This window comes from Sutcliffiella cohnii (genome assembly GCF_002250055.1).
Lineage (GTDB): Bacteria > Bacillota > Bacilli > Bacillales > Bacillaceae_I > Sutcliffiella > Sutcliffiella cohnii.
Map to the genome: position 1 here is coordinate 4,789,988 of NZ_CP018866.1, position 20,243 is coordinate 4,810,230.

The following is a 20,243-nucleotide window of genomic DNA, read 5'->3' on the forward strand; positions in this document are numbered from 1 at the left end:
ATATAAAAAAGAAAATTGCAAATAATTGTAACAAGGCTTATAATAGTAAATCCGGCATATAAATCCGAAACTATTTGTTGCAACACCCAAGAAAATACAGAGAGTAGTCCATGGATAAGTGTTCATGGTTTTTATTCGTTTCCTAAAAAAAGCATAGTAGGAGAGTGAATCGTTTGGGAAAAAGGCAACACCCGGATTTTCAAGAAGAAGTAGAGCGGTTAACGTTTACGAAAAAGTATATGGAAATGGTCATTCAAGCTTCCGAGCTAGACGAGGAAACATTTAAGAAAAATGCAAAAGAATCATTAGAAGGCATTGATTTAAAGGACAGTAGTTTAAGCTATTTAAACATGTCGATGAATGCGAATTTGCTTCAACGGACGCAAGAAGAGATACGAAATTTAAAAAAGATTTATAACAAACCTTATTTCGCTCGAATTAACTTTCTTAGAGATGGAAAAGAGGTAGAAGAAATCCTCTACTTCGGAAAAGCATCTCTATTTGATCGTGAAACACAAGATCCAATTATTGTCGATTGGCGTTCTCCAATTGCGAACCTTTATTACGATGGCCGACTTGGCGAAGTCAATTATGAAGCAGAAGGGGAATGTTACGAAGGAAACCTCTCGTTAAAACGGCAATACATCATTGAAGACGGTGAATTGCAAGAAATTCGCGATGTGGATTTAACAACAACGGATGAATTGTTGCAAGAGTCGTTAGCTGGTAGTTCGAGTAATCGGTTAACAGACATCGTAACGACGATTCAAGAAGAACAAAACCGGATTATTCGTGCAGACTTAAATAAACCGATTATTGTGCAAGGTGCAGCAGGAAGTGGTAAGACGACGATTGCGTTACACCGAATCTCGTATTTTATTTATACGTACGCAGAACAATTTCGTCCAGAGCAGCTCATGATCTTAGCGCCTAATAATTTGTTTATTGATTACATATCGGACGTCCTTCCAGAATTGGGAGTCGACCGTATTTTGCAAACGACGCTAATAGATTATGTGAAGGGCTGTATCGGGAAAAAGGTGCAACTTGTCCCGCCATCAGAAAAATTAAGTAAGTTTATAGATGGCAGTTTGAATAATGCCGAAATGGTTCAATGGATTTCTAGTTTTAAAGGTTCATTGGAGTTAAAGGACATTATCAATCGTTACTTAGAAGATGTATTGCAATCGATTGTCCCGCGTGGGGATTTTTATTTATCGAAGTTTAAGTTATATAGTGGGGAAAGGGTCGAGAAATTAATAGTAGAGCAGTATAACTATTTACCTTATTATCGTAGATTAGAAAAAGTTGGCGAAGTGCTTAAAAATATCGTCCGAACGGAAAAGAAAATACTTTTACAAAAGGTCGACAAATTTTATGAAGACAAAATTGAAGAGGCTTTGTTTAAGTTAAAATTAGACCCAGCAAAGCGAAAAAGCTACGTAACAAAGGCGATGGATAAAAAAGACGAGCTAATGGAAGAAATTCAGAAGGAGTCGCGAACAGCGGTACGAGCTTACTTAAAACAAGTTGCCAAGCATGATTTATATCATTATTTTGATGAGCTATTTACAAGTCGTTCTGTGTTAAAAAAGTACGCTTCCGATATTTTAGATGATTATCAAATTAATTTTTTCTGTGATTATCAGGGGAAGTTGCGTACTAAGCGGAAATTTGAAGTTGAGGACTTAGCTAGTCTTCTTTACTTACAGCATCACCTGTTCGGGGTTCCAAAAGAGTTGCGAGCACGTAATGTCGTTATTGATGAAGCGCAAGATTATAGCTATTTTCAACTGTACGCTTTGAAGAGTGCACTAAATACGGATATGTTTACAATCGTTGGGGACCTTGCACAAGGAATTCATTCCTACAGAGGTATTAACGATTGGCACCTCGTAAAGGAAGAAATTTTCCCGCGAGCCACCTATACAACATTGCAAAAAAGCTACCGTACAACAGTCGAAATTATGCAAGTGGCAAATGAGGTGCTGGCGCTGTTGCCACTAGACTTACCCAAGGTCGAACCAGTCGTACGACACGGTACTAGACCAGTCTTTTATGAATGGGCTAATGAGGCGGAGGCCGTTGAACTCGTTTTAGCGGAAATAAGTAGACTATATGACGATGGAATGAAAACAATCGCAATTATAGGAAAAACAGAAAAAGAAAGTGTCAAGTTGGAGAAGCTTATGAGTAAATACGGTAATGGGGTATACAATACCCAATTGTTACGCGAAAACGAAGAGATCAACCAAGAAGACGTCGTTATTGTACACTCACAACTCGCGAAAGGGCTAGAGTTCGATGCGGTATTGCTATGGTCGGTCGACGAGGTTTACAGCTTGAACGAGATCGAATTGAAGCTATTATACGTCGCGATGACCCGCCCGTTACATCGTTTGACGTTGTTCGGCCACTCCCCGTCCGTGTTCTTATTAGAGCATGTGGGAGAAGGATTAGTAGAATATAAATAGGATATGGTTTTGTTTAGTTTACCCCCCTCTGCAGTTGTGGAGGGGGTTTTGTTGATGGAATTGAAAGTGAGGTGTTATTAAACGGAGATTAGGCAGGAAATAGTAAAGTGTCTGATTCGGAAGTGAGTGGGATGTTGAACAGAAAATAAAAGATGTTGAACGCAAATCCCGTTGTGTTGATCAGAAGGGTTGAATAGATAGGAAAGTTACACCCAAACAAGGTGTAGTTGCGCAGAAGTGAGTGGATGTTGAACAGAAAATGAAAGATGTTGAACGGAAATCCCGTTGTGTTGTTCAGAAGGCCAGGCAAGATAGGGACAGGTACACCCAAACGAGGTGTAGTTGCGCAGAAGTGAGTGGATGTTGAACAGAAAATGAAAGATGTTGAACGGAAATCCCGTTGTGTTGTTCAGAAGGCCAGGCAAGATAGGGACAGGTACACCCAAACAAGGTGTAGTTGCGCAGAAGTGAGTGGATGTTGAACAGAAAATGAAAGATGTTGAACGGAATCTCTGTTATATTGTTCAGAAGACCAGACAAGATAGGAAAGTTACACCCAAACAAGGTGTAGTTGCGCAGAAGTGAGTGGATGTTGAACAGAAAATGAAAGATGTTGAACGGAAATCCCGTTGTGTTGATCAGAAGGGTTGAATAGATAGGAAAGTTACACCCAAACAAGGTGTAGTTGCGCAGAAGTGAGTGGATGTTGAACAGAAAATGAAAGATGTTGAACGGAAATCCCGTTGTATTGTTCAGAAGGCCAGACAGGAAAGGAAAGGTACACCCAAACAAGGTGTAGTTGCGCAGAAGTGAGTGGATGTTGAACAGAAAATGAAAGATGTTGAACGGAAATCCCGTTGTATTGTTCAGAAGGCCAGACAGGAAAGGAAAGGTACACCCAAACGAGGTGTAGTTGTGCAGAAGTGAGAGGATGTTGAACAGAAAATCAAGGTTGAATGTCCGGAATGTCTGTTGTGTTGTTCAGAATAAGCACAACCAATAAGAAAGTACATCCAAACATAATAATGAATAAAATTAATACAAAAACGTAAGTTTGCAAAGCCAAAATGAACATTTGTTATTACAAAAAGAATTTCAGAACATAAAAACTAGCTTTTTCTCAAGTGGATATATCAAAAAAATCATGATAACAATTATTTGAACTGGAAAGGGTGATGTTATGATAATAGAAGAACGGAAATTACCGGTGAAGATATTAACGTTAGAAGCGCTTTTGCGGAGGCTACCTGATAATCATCATGCACGGCTACAAATTGAAGAAGAATATGGAATAATGATGGCAGGATATAAGGGCGAAAAGGCAGTAGATTTTTATTTAAAAGAAATTCCTAAAGAAAACTATCATGTCATGACCGGTCTAAGAATTTACGAAGGGGAAAGTTTCTTTCAGATGGATAATCTAATAATCACCCCTAAATATTTATTAATTATAGAGGTGAAAAACTTAGCTGGTATCTTGTTTTTTGATCATCAATACCAACAGTTAATTCGGACACTTAATGGGGTAGAAGAGGTATTTGATTATCCTATTGTACAAACAAATAGGCAACGGAAGAAATTGAGTAATTGGTTAGTGGAAAATAAGTTTCGTCCCGTACCTATAGAAACATTAGTTGTAATTAGTAACAAGAAAGCCATAATAAAATCTTCTATATACCTTGAGGAAGTGATTAGAAGCCCGAGTCTCCCTATTAGAATTGATAATTTGGAATCAAAGTATAAAACGAAACTCTTCACTGAGAATGAGATGAAAAAATTAAAAAAATTACTCTTAAAGAAGCATGTTGAAGAAAAATTAGATTATATGACAAGGTTTAGCATGGAGCAAACTGACTTAATAGTAGGACCGCATTGCCCAATTTGTTATAGTTTAGAAATAACGAAGCAGCCAAAAGGATGGATATGTAAAAATGAATGTAACTTTACCTTAGTGCAGTTATTAAAGAGTTCGTTACTAGATTTCCGATATCTGTTTTCTAGTACGATTACCAATAATCAGTTTAGATATTTTATGAGAATTAAATCGAAATCGACATCTAATCACATGATCCGTTCACTAGGCCTAAAACCCAATGGCGCACAAAAAAACCGCACCTACCACATCCCCTACTAACTTCGGTCTACCCTTTTTCCTCTTTTTATTAAATATCCAACGACCATAATAAAAAATATTATTAATATGACTTGCCCAACCCAATTCCACTCGAGCACATAGTAAACAGAGGTAGCTTCGATTAACAAGGCGGGAATTTTCCCTATTGAACTTGCAAGGGTAAAGGAAACTAAACTCATACTACTTAGTGAACCAGCTAACGTCACCAAACCGGATGGTGCAAAAGGGAACAGGCGAAAGGCTACGATTAAATAAAAGGCTTCCCAGCCGCTAGTATTCTGTAGCTTCCTTAAAGGTTTGTAACGATCAAGTATGTTTGGTGCAAAAGTTTTTACCCCCATGCGGTATAAATAAAAGCTTACAATCGCCCCGACAGATTCGCCTAGAAATGAGATAACCGTACCATGCCAAAAGCCGAAAAACGTAATGTTAGCGGCTGTTAGAAAAACACTCGGAATGATCGCTAAAATACTAATTACGATATTGATGATAATACTAATAATAATTGCTAATGCTCCAGCAGATTGAAGCCATTCCAAAACTATATCTTGAGCCATTAATGGAACCTCCACAGAATAATCAAACATTTTTACTTTACATACCATATAGGGGTATGTTAATCTATAATCGACAGGGGGTCAAGTGATGGAAAACCTTACTGATAAAAGTATACAGGATTCATGTTGTCATACGAAATCTGATGTGAGAAAAAGTCATCATTCGGAAGAAGTTAAAAAAAACCTTACATCTCGTTTAAATAGGATTGAAGGCCAAGTGCGTGGAGTAAAAAGGCTAATTGAAGAGGATACTTACTGTGATGACGTATTAACACAGATCGCGGCTATTCAATCTGCGCTAAATAGTGTTGGTAAATTGCTATTAGAAGGGCATATGAAGTCTTGTATTGTCGAACGTATTCAAGAAGGCGACACAGAAGTAGTCGATGAATTATTAGTTACCGTAAAACGATTAATGAAATAAAAGGAGAGATAAAGATGGAACAAGTAACGTTAAATGTTGGCGGAATGTCATGTGGTCATTGCGTAAAAGCAGTAGAAGGTAGCGTTGGAACATTAGATGGAGTTCAAACAGTTCAAGTTGATTTATCAGCTGGTAAAGTGACAGTGGACTTTGATGGCTCCAAAGTTTCAGTTAATAAAATTAAAGAAGTAATCGATGAAGAAGGTTACGATGTAGAGTAATAGATACTACGTGCTGACATAAGGGCACGTTTTCTTTTCAGATAAATATACCCCCGTGTGGTATAGGAGGGATTCGCAATGAGTTCTAACTCAAAAGAAGTAACGATGCAGATAACTGGAATGACGTGTGCTGCATGTTCAACGAGAATAGAAAAAGTGTTAAATAAAATGGACGGTGTCGAGCAAGCTAACGTGAACCTTGCGGTGGAAACGGCAAAAGTTCAATTTGACGCTAAAAAAATAACAGTTGCCGATTTAGAAAGTCGTGTAGAAAAGCTAGGGTACGGAGTTATTTCCGAAAAAGCGGAGTTCGATATTACAGGAATGACGTGTGCAGCGTGTTCTAGTCGTATAGAAAGAGTACTAAGCAAAATGGAAGGTATTCATTCTGCAAATGTAAACTTAGCGCTAGAAACTGGAACAGTCGAATTTAATCCAGCCGAACTTAGCGTGGCCGACATTATTGCTCGAATTGAAAAAGCTGGCTACGGTGCCATGGAAAAGGTAGAAAATGAAAAAGAACGGGTTGACTTTCGACAAAAAGAATTAGAAAAGCAAACAGGGAAATTTATTTTTTCCGCGATTTTAACTCTTCCCCTACTATGGGCGATGGTTAGTCACTTTTCGTTTACTTCGTTTATTTACTTGCCAGAAATGTTTATGAATCCGTGGGTTCAATTAGCTCTTGCAACTCCAGTGCAATTTTACATCGGGTGGCAATTTTACGTAGGAGCGTACAAATCACTCCGAAATAAAAGTGCCAATATGGATGTGCTCGTTGCACTAGGTACGTCCGCGGCTTATTTCTATAGCATTTATTTAGGAATTGAAGCAATTGGCACAAATGCTCATATGGTGGACTTGTACTTTGAGACGAGTGCCGTTATTATAACGCTTATTATTTTAGGGAAACTTTTTGAAACGAGGGCAAAAGGCCGTTCATCGGAAGCGATAAAAAAATTAATGGGCCTTCAAGCAAAAACGGCTACAGTTGTACGTGATGGAGTGGAACAGGAAATTCCGTTAGAAAAAGTAATGGTGGGCGATATTCTTTATGTAAAGCCTGGAGAGAAAATTCCTGTCGATGGGGAAATTATCGAAGGCCGTTCCGCTGTTGATGAATCGATGTTAACGGGAGAAAGTTTACCAATCGATAAAACAGTAGGTGACCCTGTTATCGGTGCAACCATTAATAAAAATGGTTTCTTAAAAATGAAAGCAACAAAGGTTGGACGTGAAACAGCCTTAGCTCAAATTATTAAAGTTGTAGAACAAGCGCAAGGATCGAAAGCGCCAATTCAACGTTTAGCGGACAAAATTTCTGGTATTTTTGTACCTATCGTTGTAATCATTGCGATTTTAACATTTGTTATTTGGTATGTAGTTGTAGATCCAGGGAATTTCGGGGGAGCGCTCGTAAAATTAATTGCTGTCCTTGTTATCGCATGTCCATGTGCACTTGGGCTAGCAACACCTACTTCCATAATGGCGGGTTCGGGTCGTGCTGCAGAACTAGGAGTTCTCTTTAAAGGTGGAGAGCATTTAGAACAAACACATCATATCGACACAGTTGTTTTAGACAAAACTGGAACGGTAACGAATGGAACACCAACACTTACCGATGTTTTGTTTGTAAACGAGGAAAAAGAACAAGAAATACTAGCTTTAATAGGAAGTGCAGAAAAACAATCAGAGCATCCGTTAGCTGAAGCAATTGTAGAAGGTATTCAACAAAAGGGGATTACGGTTGTGGACCCAACTGCATTTGAAGCGATACCCGGCTACGGTATTGAAGCTATTGTTGAAGAGCGAAAAGTATTAATTGGTACAAGAAAACTGATGAATAAGTATGAAGTGACTATTGAAAAAAGCACATTAACTAAAATGGAAGAGCTCGAAAACGTTGGGAAAACAGCCATGCTCATTGCAGTTGACAATGAGTTCGTTGGAATTGTTGCAGTTGCCGATACAGTAAAAGAAACTTCGGCTGAAGCAATTAAGCGTCTGAAAGCTTTAAATATAGAGGTTATTATGATAACTGGAGACAATGAACGTACGGCAAAAGCAATTGCTGCAGAAGTAGGGATAGATCGTGTCATAGCAGAAGTGTTACCGGAAGGAAAAGCGAAGGAGATTGAAAAACTGCAAGGAGAAGGAAAAAAGGTTGCGATGGTTGGGGACGGTATAAACGACGCGCCGGCTTTAGCAACAGCTAATATTGGGATGGCAATTGGTACTGGTACAGACGTAGCAATGGAAGCAGCTGATATTACGTTAATGCGTGGCGATCTAAATAGTATTGCAGACGCGATTATTATGAGTAAAAAAACAATTAGAAACATTCGTCAAAATTTATTTTGGGCATTCGCTTATAATTCGATGGGGATACCGATTGCAGCGATAGGCTTATTAGCCCCTTGGGTAGCTGGAGCCGCGATGGCATTTAGTTCTGTATCTGTCGTATTAAATGCGTTACGTCTTCAAAAAGTGAAACTGTAAAGGATGATTCTTTTGAAAAAATGGGTAATAGCAGCAGTTGCGTATTTAGCAGTTGTCATTGGTGCTTACTATATTGTAGGAGCTTTTGTAGATAATGAACCAGTTGATCATGCAAGTGAACATGACGCAGAGAAACAAACTCCAGAGCAACACGCTCATGATGAGGAAGAAAACAGTGACGACCATGCGCACCACGACCATGGCGATTCACCCTCACATAGCGAGAACGAAGTATTTCCAAACATCGAATCACAGGATGATAAGTTAGTAGTAACATTGCTAGATGAAGAGAATAATCCGGTAGATGATTTGAAAATGAACCATGAAAAATATATGCATTTAATCGTCGTAAGTGAGGATATGGAGACATTTTTACACCTTCATCCTGAGCGGATAGCTCCTGGTGTGTTTGAAGCAGACCATTTGCTCAGTGAGGGGATGTATAAAGTATACGTTGATATTGTCCCTACTAATTTAGCATATGAGATTGAGCCACTGTCACTGATGATGGGAGATCATGCTCACCATGAACATGGCCCCGATCTAACGGCAGAACAAAATTGGACGAAAACGACAAATGGATACGAGGTAACGTTAACTAGCCCGTCCTTTTCTGTTCAAGGGGATGTACTATTGCAATTTGAGATTGATGGCGGGGAGCCAGAACAGTATTTAGGAGCATTAGGTCATGTTGTAATTATTGATGAAAGCATGGAGCAGTTCATCCATGTTCATCCAACAAATGATGTGAATCCGACATTTAATGCTCACTTTACGGAGGCTGGGCTATATAAATTGTGGGCAGAATTCAAATTAGATGGAAAAGTATACGATTTTCCTTTCGTAATCGAAATCACGGAATAAAGGGGACGGCATAGCTTGGAAGAAAAAAATGTGAAATTAGCGATAAACGGTGGAATAGGCTTTGGGGCAAAATTAACGCCGAAACAACTGATGTTAATTGCTTCTTATATGGATGAAAATGATGAATTAGAGCTCACAACATTTCAACAGCTATATATCGATATTCCCGAGGAGAAAATGGATGAAATAGTAGCAGAGTTCGAGCGTGTAGGTTTATCTGTTTATCCGGTCGGTAATTTCGTGAAAAGCTTACGGACGTGTAATTTCTGTAAAGGGGCAGAAGAAGAGGGAATGCCTGTTGCAATCGAATTAAATAAAAGAATCGCTGGAAAACCTGTTCCTTTTACACTTCGACCTGCCTACACAGGCTGTCCAGTCGCTTGCGGTGAACCATTAGTCAATGACATAGGAGTAATAAAAATGAAGGAACATTACGATCTTTATGTTGGTGGAAAAGCAAAAGGGAAAGATGCTATGACTGGTGTGATATTTGCTGAAAAATTAGAAGAACAGAAGCTTTACGAAATAGTAGAAAAGTTAATTAATATATATGCGGAAAATGGTAAGAAACGCGAACCGTTTACGAAATTTGTTCATCGGTTCGGGCTAGATAATTTAAAAGAACATGCAATGTAAGTCGGTGGTGGGAATCTTAGTGATTCCTGCCGTTTTTATTGCAGTCGAGCTGTTACGTCCTCTAAAACACCTTCATTTTTTATTCGAATATTTACACACCTGAAAACCCTATCTCTATTTTCTAAATAAGCTGTAACGTTTTCCAAGAGGTAACGTCTAACGAGGTAAGAAAGATACGTGTAGGAGGTATGGAGCGTGAACAAAAAGGCGATTATCTTTTCGTTATTAGTAGCACTCGTCGTAACCATTTTTGGCTATATTTATTATTACAGTAAGCCGTATGTTGTAAATGGCTATGGAGATGTTCCGTTAATTGTATTATCGAATAAAAAGTTTGTGTTTAATGTCTCAGAAGAGATTGACGAACAATCATTAACGGACGAGACGATATTTGTTACAAATAAAAATGGCGAACGGGTTCCTATAACTGTTGATAGTACCAGTAACACAATAAGTATTTTGCCACCTTCTAACGGATATGACATCGATATGGGACCATACAAACTAAAGCTTAGTAATAAAATAAAATCGATAAATGGGGAAAAAATTCGATCAGGTTTAGAAGTAGTTTTCGACGCGAAAGAGAATTTACCGTCTGTTACATCAAAGAAGGAACTCAATCAACTATTTTCCCAACGTCTAAAAGAGATGCAAAAGGAAACAAAAAGCTTCTTTGGCTGGGCGCGTGGTGAAACCTTTACTTCATCAGACGAAGCAATGGACAGCAGCGATAGTGGAATGGCGATGAGTGGCGCAGAGGCGGAATACTCCGAAACTAACATACAAGTTACTGGTGTCGATGAAGCGGATATCGTGAAAACGGATGGAAGCTATATTTACCAAGTGATAGATAATAGATTAACCATCACCAACGCACAACCGGTTGAAAATGTTGAAAAGGTCGCGGAAGTACGTTATCAAAACTTTTCCCCGTTCCAACTTTATGTTGATGGAAATAGGTTAGTAGTAATCGGAAACGACTGGAAATCATATGCAGGAAACAATGCTCGAGGGGGGATGGCGATACTTCCTATTTATGAATCTGCAAAGGTAATAATTTATGACATTACGAATAAAGAAGAGCCAGTTGAATTGCGAGCAGTCTCATTAGAGGGGCATTATTTAACATCGAGAAAAATAGATGACTACGTGTATTTAATTACAAATTTATATCCGAATATATGGGAGTTAAGTGAAAATAGTGAAATAGATTTACGGCCAAGATATATGGACACTATCTCAGGGGCAGATACGAAAATTTCACAACCAGAGTACGAAGATATTTATTATATTCCAGAGTCGAATGAAAATAACTTTATGAATATAATAGCAATAAACATTAAGGATTCAACAGAAGAAATTTCTACCGTGTCGTATTTGGGAAGTGGTCAAGAGCTATACATGAACAGAGAGCACCTTTATACGACCGTTCCAACGTATAATGTGGAAGATTCTTTTTATGGGACAATGCATACTGATATTTATAAGTTTTCTATTAACGGTCCAAATATTGAGTTTGTCAATACTGGAACAGTTGATGGGCGACTCTTAAATCAGTTTTCAATGGATGAACATAATGGCTATTTCCGAGTAGCAACGACGAAAGGGGATGCTTGGGATGAGCGCTCTCCATCCTCTAATAATCTATTTATCCTAGATGATCAACTAAATATTATAAGTACGGTGGAGGATTTAGCTAGAGGGGAAAGAATATACTCCGCACGCTTTATGGGAGATAAAGGATATATCGTAACCTTTAAAGAAGTAGATCCACTATTTGTGTTCGATTTGAGTGATCCTTATGGGCCAAAAGTGTTAGGAGAGTTGAAAATTCCAGGATTCAGTAATTATCTTCATCCGTACGATGAAAATCATTTAATTGGTTTTGGTCATCATACACGTTTAGAAAAGGGAGAAATAGGTGTTCAGCCGCGAGTTGTGCAAGATGGTGTGAAAATATCATTATTTGATGTTAGTGATCCGACTAATCCGACAGAGAAATTTTCTGAAATTGTAGGCAATGAATTTTCTTATTCTCCTCTAAATCACGACCATAAAGCATTGTTGTTCAACAAAGAAAAAGATATTTTTGCCTTTCCGATTACAACATACAACGAAAGGGGACTTTTACAGTTCCAAGGGGCACTTGTATATGGAATTGATCCGAAAAAAGGATTTACGCTTCATGATGAAATTACACATGCTGAAAAAACGAACAGTTACGAATCGTGGGAGGATGGTATTTTGAGGGTGCTCTATATTAACGATTATTTGTACGCTGTTTCGCCTAATAAAATATCGACACATAAAATAAGCTGGTAGTTTCAAATAATTGAAGTTGCAAAAAAGGTTGCCTTTTTCGTACGGGGCAACCTTTTTTGGCGTAGTAATTAAGAAATTATATAGAGCGTTATATCCACTATATCAAAAAAGAAACACACTCAACTCGCATCGTCTAAAGCTCGAGAGTTGAATGTGTTTCTAATAAGAACGCGTTAATTTAGTGGCGGTCTTGGGTTGTCACTGCTAGACCAGCCTTCGTAAAGACCGATATCATCAAAGGCACTTAAAAATGCATTATATTCTTCACTGCCTTCCCCATATAGATCGGTAGCAGATTGAAGAATTGCTTCGCGAAACTCAGCGAATGAAGCATCGTAATGCAAATAATCATACGCACGGTACCAAGTGTCTGCTACAACCTCTCTACCCATTCCATATTCTTCAGAAACTAAATACGCAGAATGTTGTAAAATAGTACAGTTAATGTGTACCCCACCGTTATCCATATTAGCAGGAAGGTAATAGTACTCATCCATATGTGCTGGATAACGTCCTTCTCCATCGATACTATAAGCCCAATATTGAGCACCAACTTTGAATTTACCAGGTTCTTCGCTGCTACGTAAGGCTGTACGGCCATCAGCGATCCAATCCGATCCCATAATATCTTCACCAACATCCCAACTACGGTCATCCACGATGCTTGCAAACGTATCAGAATATGCTTCGTTAATAGCTCCTGTTTCAAAGCGGTAACGTAAGCCACCGTTATAGTGAGTAATTCCATGTACCATCTCATGTGCAGTAACATCGAGAGAGGCTAGTGGGATAAATTGTCTACCGTCACCGTCACCGTACGTCATCATTGCAATACCATTACTCCAGAACGCGTTGTTGTATGCTCTTCCGTAATGAACACGAGAGCGAATGGCCATTCCGTTATCGTCTAACGAGTTACGTCCATGATTGTTTAAGAAATAATCATAAACAATTTTAGAGTTTGCGTGAGCATCAACAGCCGGACCTTGTCCAACCGCTTCCCAAGAAATACTGTCACCAGCGTATAAAACATCTTTCCATGACGCATCCTTGTTAGAATATAACCAAATTTGATTGCTAGTGTTTCTCATATTATAAGTAAAAATACCATCCATTCCGGGTACTCTTGTATCCGCTAAGTAGAAAGTAGATCCTTCACCGCTTGTTGGAATATTTCCGTGAGATAGATCTAAATTTTTCGTTACACCAGTTGTACCTAAACCAGAGCCACCTGCTGGTTTTAGACGACTAGCCCTTTCAATTGCTCTTGGGTTCGGTCCGTGATTAGATTCTTCCGATTCAACTGAAGCAAATTCTAAAATATCACTAAAAAACCCTAACCCATACATAGCATTGTAGCTATCGATGATTTCTCCTGTATGAGCATCTACATATACGTTCCAGTTCCCTTGTTCTTCGTTGTAATATTCTAAGTTAATTTTGTAAGCTAAGCGGGAGTTATTTTCAACTGGATAAATAACAAGCTCCGACTGTTCGATATCTACCTCTTCAGGTGCGTTTACTTCTTCTTTTGCCATTTGTAAAGCGGCAGACTCTTCAATTCCAGGTGTAGTATTAATATGTAACTCGTCTATTTTCGTATTAAATGTCCCATTTACTGATACAATCTCGTTTTCTTCATTGAAATGTACATTTAATTGATGGTGTTCAACTGGGATGCCGTTTTTTGTTTGTTGAAATCTAATATGTGTCATGCCAAGTTCATCTGTATTGGTACGAATTTCTGTTAAATCAGTAGTAGGGTTATTCATTTGGAAAAAATGTTTATGTTTGTTTAAAAACTTTTTTGCATTTTGAGCATCGGCCCTATTATGTTTTTCAGAAAGTAACCCAGTAACGAATGATGGGGGGCCCTTTTGATCATTTACTTTAACAACCTTAACGTCGCCTTTATTTAATGTTTTGAATTCAGATAGGGAATCGCCTGCTGCAAACGATGACCCACTAGAGAAAAAAAGATTACCTAGTAAAACGAATACTGCGAATATTGCTATCAACTTTCTCAAAAAACATCCCTCTTTCCTATTTTATTTAGTTAGTCGAAAATACCGGAACCTGAATGATACTTTGACTAACTTGAGCGTAAAAGAATGGAAAGGAAATATCAACAGAAGATTCTGTCAATTGGCGCGATGTAAATAAACGCATGAAAAAAATTTTTCATACGTTAGTCCGATGAAAAATAATTAGTTAGTCTATTTGGCAGATTGAATAGTTAAAAAAGAAAAGTTTTTTAACTGAAAAATAGGGAAATAGGGACAACGTGAAAGATACGAGGATGAAGCCATTTTAAAAAAATTGTCGACCATTTAGTACGATAGTCTTCTGTTAAGTGTATTTGTGCAAAATATGAACATTTACCTGTATCGATTGTAGGGAAAAATTTATAAAGAATAGTTGTTCATTCACGTTTTAATCAGTATAATTCACCTGTTGAAGTAACTTCCTTTAACGAAACGAGCCTACGAGGCATACTATGAAACAAATGGTATGGAAAATAGGCTGATGACACATTTAGACATTATATTTCCCAGGAAAAGAAAATTTGTCGATTAGTGGACGGACTAAATAAAAGGTTGACGTTTCGAACAATTGTTAGAAAGTGCTATAATAAAACGATACTAGTGTGATGAATAATTTGAGTAGATAATATATTTATGTAGGGGGAGCCTTATGAAAACAACGCTTCATTTATTATATGGTGGAAAATCAGCAGAGCATAAAGTATCTTTGCAAACTGCATTAGCGGTAACGAAAGCATTAAATAAAGATAAATTTAATGTTTTCCCGTTATTTATAACAGAAGAAGGCCAATGGGTACGCGGGAAACAACTGACAGGGGAAGTAGAAAGTGTAGCACAATTGCAACTAACTGATAAAGGCACTTCCATTGCTCCATTAGCATTAACAGAGGTTAATGAACAAACAGACGACAAACCTGTCATTTTCCCTCTGCTACATGGTCCAAATGGAGAAGACGGTACGGTGCAAGGAATGTTAGAACTATTAAATTTACCTTATGTCGGTAACGGAGTCTTAGCTTCATCAGCTGGAATGGATAAAGTAATAATGAAGCAACTTTTTGCTCAAGCTGGTTTACCACAAGTCGGATATGTACATTTCCTCCGTTCTGAATGGGAGAAAAATGACGAATTAGCTTATAAAAAAGTGGAAGAGGAGTTAGGTTATCCTGTATTCGTAAAGCCTGCTAACTTAGGTTCTAGTGTTGGGATTAATAAGGCAAAAAACCGCGAAGAACTCGCTTCTGCTTTTAAAGAAGCTTTTGATTTTGACCGAAAAATTATTGTCGAGCAGGGCTTAGAAAATGCAAGAGAAATTGAAATAGGTGTGTTAGGAAATGACGAGCCTCAATGTTCTGTTTTAGGTGAAATTGTTCCGAAAAAAGAATTTTATGACTATAAAGCGAAGTATGAAGACGGAAATACAGCAATGATCATCCCTGCTGAAGTGGATGAGCAAACGTATGAAAGTGTTAAAGAAATGGCGATCAAAGCTTTTAAAGCAATCGATGCCTCAGGGCTAGTACGCGCCGACTTCTTCTTAACAAGAGATGGTGAGTTATACATTAATGAAGTAAATACGATGCCAGGCTTTACTCCATATAGTATGTTTCCTTTATTATGGCAACACACTGGGGTTGCTTACCCAGAATTAATTGAAAGACTCGTGCAACTAGCAAAAGATAGACATGATGAAAAACAAAAAATCAAGTTTACATTTTGATTGTAGGGTAGGGGGAGGACGAATCGTTCTCCCTTGTTTATACGTTAACAGTTATAAAAAAACATAGAGATTAAAGGAGGTATTACAATGATTAAACGCACATTATCTCAAGTTGCAATGATGGCTAACGGCAGTCTAGTAGACGCTCAATTTAAGGATGTTGTAATACACGGAGTGACAAAAGATACGAGAGAAGATTTAACAAATAGTTTATACATACCAATCGTCGGTGAAAATTTTAACGGGCATCAATTTGTAGAACAGGCGATAAAGGAAAAAGGAGCTGCAGCATCTCTCTGGCAAAAAAGTGAGCCAAACCCACCGACTAAAATACCACTCATATTAGTAGAAGATACAGTAGAAGCTCTTCAGCAAATGGCTAGAGTGTATCGCGATGAACTACAGTTAACCGTAATAGGTATAACAGGAAGCAATGGGAAGACAACGACGAAAGATATTGTTACATCTTTATTAAAAACAACGTTTCGAGTACATAAAACAGCGGGTAATTATAATAACCATATAGGTCTTCCGTTAACGTTACTTTCTATGCAGGAAGATACAGAGGTTGCTGTGTTAGAAATGGGTATGAGTGATTTTGGAGAGATTGAACTGTTATCTGAAATTGCAAAACCAGATGCGGCTATCATAACAAACATTGGAGAATCACATCTGCAGGAATTAGGTAGTCGAGCGGGAATAGCAAAAGCGAAATTAGAAATCGCGGTAGGGCTAAAGGAAAAAGGGATTTTAGTTATTAATGGGGATGAGCCGTTATTGACGGAAAACGTATCGTCCATGCCTTTTGAAATAATTACATTCGGTATGAAGGAAAAAAATGATTATAAAACAACTATCGAAGAAATTAGTAAAGATAATACAAGGTTTTCTGTAAACGGATTGACGTATACTATTCCTGTTTTAGGTCAACACAATGTAATGAATGCTGTTGCTTCCATTGCAGTTGCCCATCATCTGAATGTAAGTCATCAAAGTATAATGGAAGGTTTAGAAAATGTTTCTATTACAGGCATGCGTAATGAAGTGGTGCATGGGAAAAATAAAGTAACACTAATAAATGATGCTTATAACGCAAGTCCTACGTCGATGAAGGCGGCTATTGACCTTTTAGCTAGCCTAAAAGGGTTTAACAGAAAAATTGCTGTATTAGCTGACATGCTGGAGCTAGGGGAAGACGAAAAACAATTTCATTACGATACAGGTGCACATGTAAGCGGAAAAGATATTGATTATGTTTTTACGTTTGGACCGTTAGGAACGGATATTGCGGCAGGTGCTAAAAGTGCTATGAAGAAATCGAATGTCACTGCTTTTCAATCGAAAGAGGAACTAATTAGTTTTTTAAATGGTTTTGTCCAGCCTGGTGATATCGTTTTAGTTAAAGGCTCTCGCGGAATGAAACTAGAAGAAGTAGTTCAAAGCTTATCCTAATAAAAATATGCGAGAATAAATGAATATAGAAGGGCTAACAAAGCTAAAACTATTGACGGAAGCATAACATCAATCGTTCATTAACTGGAAGGTTAAATTTGTGGAATCAATTCTTTATTGTCTTGTTTAATAAAGAGTAAAAACATAAATTATGATGATAAGGAAAGTAATCGTGAAGACTGTATTGAATAATTGGTCTTATTGCAATTGTGTAACAGTAGTGTTATGATTACAGAATGTGTTTTTCACATTTCTATTTATAACCAATAACCTTCGCCCGTAATGAATAGATTAATTTGTATAGATAGGAGTAGGAATAATTTGGCTTTATTTAAAGATTTAGGTTTATCAGAACAATTGATGAAATCAGTTGAAAGAATGGGGTTTGAGGAAGCAACTCCAATTCAAGGTGAAACAATTCCGATTGCGCTTCAAGGAAAAGATGTAATAGGTCAAGCGCAAACAGGAACAGGTAAGACGATTGCGTTCGGTTTACCGTTAATTGAGAAAATTGATGTTAATGACAACAACATTCAAGGGATCGTTATCGCTCCAACTAGAGAATTAGCAATTCAAGTTGCAGAAGAATTATATAAAGCGAGCTACCATAAGCGAGCTCGTGTTTTATCGGTATTTGGAGGACAAGATATTAATCGCCAAATCCGTTCTTTAAAGAAATTCCCACATATTGTTGTCGGAACTCCAGGTCGTGTTTTAGACCATATTAATAGAAAAACAATCCGTTTACAAAATGTGCATACAGTTGTACTTGATGAAGCAGATGAAATGTTAAACATGGGCTTTATTGAGGATATTGAGAAAATTTTAGCGCAAGTTCCTGCCGAGCACCAAACACTTCTTTTCTCAGCAACAATGCCTCCGCAAATTAGAGCAATCGCTGAACGCTTTATGACTGAACCGGTAAATGTAAAAGTTAAAGCGAAAGAAGTAACAATGCCTAATATCCAACAATATTACATTGAAACTCATGAGAAGAAGAAGTTTGATGTGTTAACTCGTCTTTTAGATATTCAATCACCTGAATTAGCGATTGTTTTCGGTCGTACAAAACGTCGTGTTGACGAATTAGCGGAAGCGTTAAATGTACGTGGATATGCAGCAGAAGGTATTCATGGAGATTTAACCCAAGCGAAACGTATGAGTGTACTTCGTAAATTTAAAGAAGGTACTGTTGAAGTTCTTGTTGCGACAGACGTTGCAGCGCGTGGTCTAGATATTTCTGGCGTAACACACGTATATAATTTCGACCTACCACAAGATCCTGAAAGCTATGTTCACAGAATTGGTCGTACTGGCCGTGCAGGAAAAAGTGGTCTAGCAATTTCATTCGCAACGCCTCGCGAAATGAGTTACTTAAACCATGTAGAAAAAGTAACGAAGCGTAAAATGGAAAAAATGAAAGCTCCTACTCTTGATGAAGCATTAGAAGGTAAGCAAAAAGTTTCCATGGAGAAGTTAACAGCTGCGATTGAAGGGGATAACCTTAACTACTATCGTAATGCTGCAGAACAACTTCTTGAAGAGCATGATTCTGTATCAATAATTTGTGCAGCATTAAAGGTATTAACGAATGAACCAGATCAAACTCCGGTTAAATTAACGGAAGAATCACCGGTTTACCGTAAAGACTCTAGGGATAACCGTTCTCGTGGCGGAAGCGGTGGAAAAGGTAAAAACAATAATTGGTCTAAACGTCCAAGTAACAATAAACCTTCAGGTAACAAACGTCAAGGTGGCGGCTATAAACGCTCTCGTAAAGAGCGCGTCTAAAGAGGAAACTGTTCTCTATTATAGAGAACAGTTTTTTTTATACTTATGATAAAAGGAAATAGTTTTTATTAGCTTTTTAAAGGGAATATTATTGAAGAATGTACTAGGGAAAAGGAGTTAATATAATGACTATTGTAAAGCTTGGATATGTAGCGATGAGTGTCACGGTAGCAAATGCTTCTCCGTCTAAAACGATGACGTTTAAGCAATTTCAAACATTAGCAGACCGTGAAGCAGCAATTGAGAAGTTAGAGCGTATCGCAATTGAAAATTTAGAAAACTGTTTACGTTTGTTGAAACATAATGTTGGTAATAATATACGTTTTTTTCGCTTTAGTTCAAAATTAATACCGCTTGCGAATCATGAAGAATTAGCAGATTGGAACTACATACAACCGCTAAAATCAAAATTAAAAGAGATAGGTGAATTTTTAAAAGCACATCCTATTCGTGTTGACTTTCATCCGGATCATTTTGTTTTATTAAACTCCACTAAAAAAGATATTATGAATCAAAGTATTAAAACACTTGCTATGCATAGAGCTTTGCTTAAAGGAATGGGAATTGACCCAACGCATCGTTGTGTTCTACATGTTGGTGGAGCCTACAACGACAAGGAACAAGCACTAGAACAATTTATTCATAATTGGTCGTTATTACCGCAACCTCTACAAGAAATGATTATGTTAGAAAACGATGATACAACTTTTCATATCCAAGATACATTATACCTTTGTGAAAAATTAAACATCCCGTTAGTATTCGATTACCACCATCACATAGCCAACCATGACAATGAGAATTGGGAAGAAGAATGGGAAAGAATTGTAAGTACATGGTCCCACTCTCCACTTCCAATAAAAATGCATATTTCTAGCCCTAAAGATGATAAAATGTTCCGAGCTCATTCCGACTATATTGATCCAGATATGTTTATGGATTTTTTAAATAAAATAAAGGGAAGTGTTCCGGAGATTGATTGTATGATAGAAGCGAAAATGAAGGACCACGCTCTCTTTCAATTAGTAAAAGATATAAAAAAATATCCAAACGTGGAAATGTTAGATGGAGCTTCATTTAGTATTGTTTAATAAAACCCTTCCA

The 20,243-nt window shown here is 37.7% G+C and carries 14 protein-coding genes; 12 read left to right on the plus strand and 2 right to left on the minus strand.

The features are described 5' to 3' along the window. Positions 1 to 173 precede the first annotated feature (173 nt). Positions 174 to 2,474, plus strand: coding sequence for an RNA polymerase recycling motor HelD (gene helD, locus BC6307_RS24075; protein WP_066419793.1), 2,301 nt, complete (start codon positions 174 to 176; stop codon positions 2,472 to 2,474). Between the two features lie 1,180 nt (positions 2,475 to 3,654). Further along, positions 3,655 to 4,608, plus strand: a complete 954-nt coding sequence (locus BC6307_RS24080) for a nuclease-related domain-containing protein (protein ID WP_066417730.1) — start codon at positions 3,655 to 3,657, stop codon at positions 4,606 to 4,608. Here BC6307_RS24080 and BC6307_RS24085 read toward each other — a convergent pair. Continuing rightward, a complete protein-coding gene (locus BC6307_RS24085) occupies positions 4,605 to 5,165 on the minus strand; it encodes a TVP38/TMEM64 family protein (RefSeq protein ID WP_066417732.1) in 561 nt (186 codons plus the stop codon). The genes BC6307_RS24080 and BC6307_RS24085 overlap by 4 nt on opposite strands. Before the next feature lie 88 nt (positions 5,166 to 5,253). Between BC6307_RS24085 and BC6307_RS24090 the strand changes: the two genes are divergently transcribed. From BC6307_RS24090 to BC6307_RS24115, 6 genes are all read left to right on the plus strand, one after another. Further along, positions 5,254 to 5,589, plus strand: coding sequence for a metal-sensitive transcriptional regulator (locus BC6307_RS24090; RefSeq protein ID WP_066417735.1), 336 nt, complete (start codon positions 5,254 to 5,256; stop codon positions 5,587 to 5,589). 14 nt (positions 5,590 to 5,603) lie between these two features. Then, complete coding sequence (gene copZ / locus BC6307_RS24095) at positions 5,604 to 5,810, plus strand: copper chaperone CopZ (RefSeq protein WP_066417736.1); 207 nt, start codon at positions 5,604 to 5,606, stop codon at positions 5,808 to 5,810. 78 nt (positions 5,811 to 5,888) lie between these two features. Beyond that, positions 5,889 to 8,309, plus strand: coding sequence for a heavy metal translocating P-type ATPase (locus BC6307_RS24100; RefSeq protein ID WP_066417738.1), 2,421 nt, complete (start codon positions 5,889 to 5,891; stop codon positions 8,307 to 8,309). A 12-nt stretch (positions 8,310 to 8,321) separates the two neighbouring features. After that, entirely contained in the window at positions 8,322 to 9,173 is an 852-nt protein-coding gene (locus BC6307_RS24105) for a DUF8832 domain-containing protein (RefSeq protein ID WP_066417740.1), read from the plus strand. Between the two features lie 15 nt (positions 9,174 to 9,188). Further along, positions 9,189 to 9,809, plus strand: coding sequence for a nitrite reductase (locus tag BC6307_RS24110; protein WP_066417746.1), 621 nt, complete (start codon positions 9,189 to 9,191; stop codon positions 9,807 to 9,809). A 195-nt stretch (positions 9,810 to 10,004) separates the two neighbouring features. Then, entirely contained in the window at positions 10,005 to 12,131 is a 2,127-nt protein-coding gene (locus tag BC6307_RS24115; RefSeq protein ID WP_066417747.1) for a beta-propeller domain-containing protein, read from the plus strand. A 173-nt stretch (positions 12,132 to 12,304) separates the two neighbouring features. Here BC6307_RS24115 and BC6307_RS24120 read toward each other — a convergent pair whose 3' ends face one another. Then, complete coding sequence (locus BC6307_RS24120; protein WP_066417748.1) at positions 12,305 to 14,158, minus strand: M4 family metallopeptidase; 1,854 nt, start codon at positions 14,156 to 14,158, stop codon at positions 12,305 to 12,307. Positions 14,159 to 14,825: 667 nt separating this feature from the next. Here BC6307_RS24120 and BC6307_RS24125 point away from each other — a divergent pair. From BC6307_RS24125 to uvsE, 4 genes are all read left to right on the plus strand, one after another. Continuing rightward, positions 14,826 to 15,896 (plus strand): D-alanine--D-alanine ligase, encoded by a 1,071-nt coding sequence (locus BC6307_RS24125; protein WP_066417749.1) that lies wholly within the window; start codon positions 14,826 to 14,828, stop codon positions 15,894 to 15,896. Positions 15,897 to 15,983: 87 nt separating this feature from the next. Next, positions 15,984 to 17,348 (plus strand): UDP-N-acetylmuramoyl-tripeptide--D-alanyl-D-alanine ligase, encoded by a 1,365-nt coding sequence (locus tag BC6307_RS24130; protein ID WP_066417752.1) that lies wholly within the window; start codon positions 15,984 to 15,986, stop codon positions 17,346 to 17,348. Between the two features lie 282 nt (positions 17,349 to 17,630). After that, on the plus strand, positions 17,631 to 19,139 hold the full coding sequence (cshA, locus tag BC6307_RS24135) for a degradosome RNA helicase CshA (RefSeq protein WP_066417754.1): 1,509 nt from the start codon (positions 17,631 to 17,633) through the stop codon (positions 19,137 to 19,139). A gap of 125 nt (positions 19,140 to 19,264) precedes the next feature. Then, the gene (gene uvsE / locus BC6307_RS24140; RefSeq protein WP_066417756.1) at positions 19,265 to 20,230 is read left to right on the plus strand and encodes a UV DNA damage repair endonuclease UvsE; all 966 of its coding nucleotides are present in this window, start codon (positions 19,265 to 19,267) and stop codon (positions 20,228 to 20,230) included. Positions 20,231 to 20,243: the final 13 nt, after the last annotated feature.

Excerpts from the sequence above, each read along its gene's own strand:
- BC6307_RS24080 (WP_066417730.1), top strand. The coding sequence starts at position 3,655 with ATGATAATAGAAGAACGGAAATTACCGGTGAAGATATTAACGTTAGAA.
- BC6307_RS24085 (WP_066417732.1), bottom strand. The coding sequence starts at position 5,165 with ATGGCTCAAGATATAGTTTTGGAATGGCTTCAATCTGCTGGAGCATTA.
- BC6307_RS24090 (WP_066417735.1), top strand. The coding sequence starts at position 5,254 with ATGGAAAACCTTACTGATAAAAGTATACAGGATTCATGTTGTCATACG.
- copZ (WP_066417736.1), top strand. The coding sequence starts at position 5,604 with ATGGAACAAGTAACGTTAAATGTTGGCGGAATGTCATGTGGTCATTGC.
- BC6307_RS24100 (WP_066417738.1), top strand. The coding sequence starts at position 5,889 with ATGAGTTCTAACTCAAAAGAAGTAACGATGCAGATAACTGGAATGACG.
- BC6307_RS24125 (WP_066417749.1), top strand. The coding sequence starts at position 14,826 with ATGAAAACAACGCTTCATTTATTATATGGTGGAAAATCAGCAGAGCAT.
- BC6307_RS24130 (WP_066417752.1), top strand. The coding sequence starts at position 15,984 with ATGATTAAACGCACATTATCTCAAGTTGCAATGATGGCTAACGGCAGT.
- cshA (WP_066417754.1), top strand. The coding sequence starts at position 17,631 with ATGAATAGATTAATTTGTATAGATAGGAGTAGGAATAATTTGGCTTTA.
- uvsE (WP_066417756.1), top strand. The coding sequence starts at position 19,265 with ATGACTATTGTAAAGCTTGGATATGTAGCGATGAGTGTCACGGTAGCA.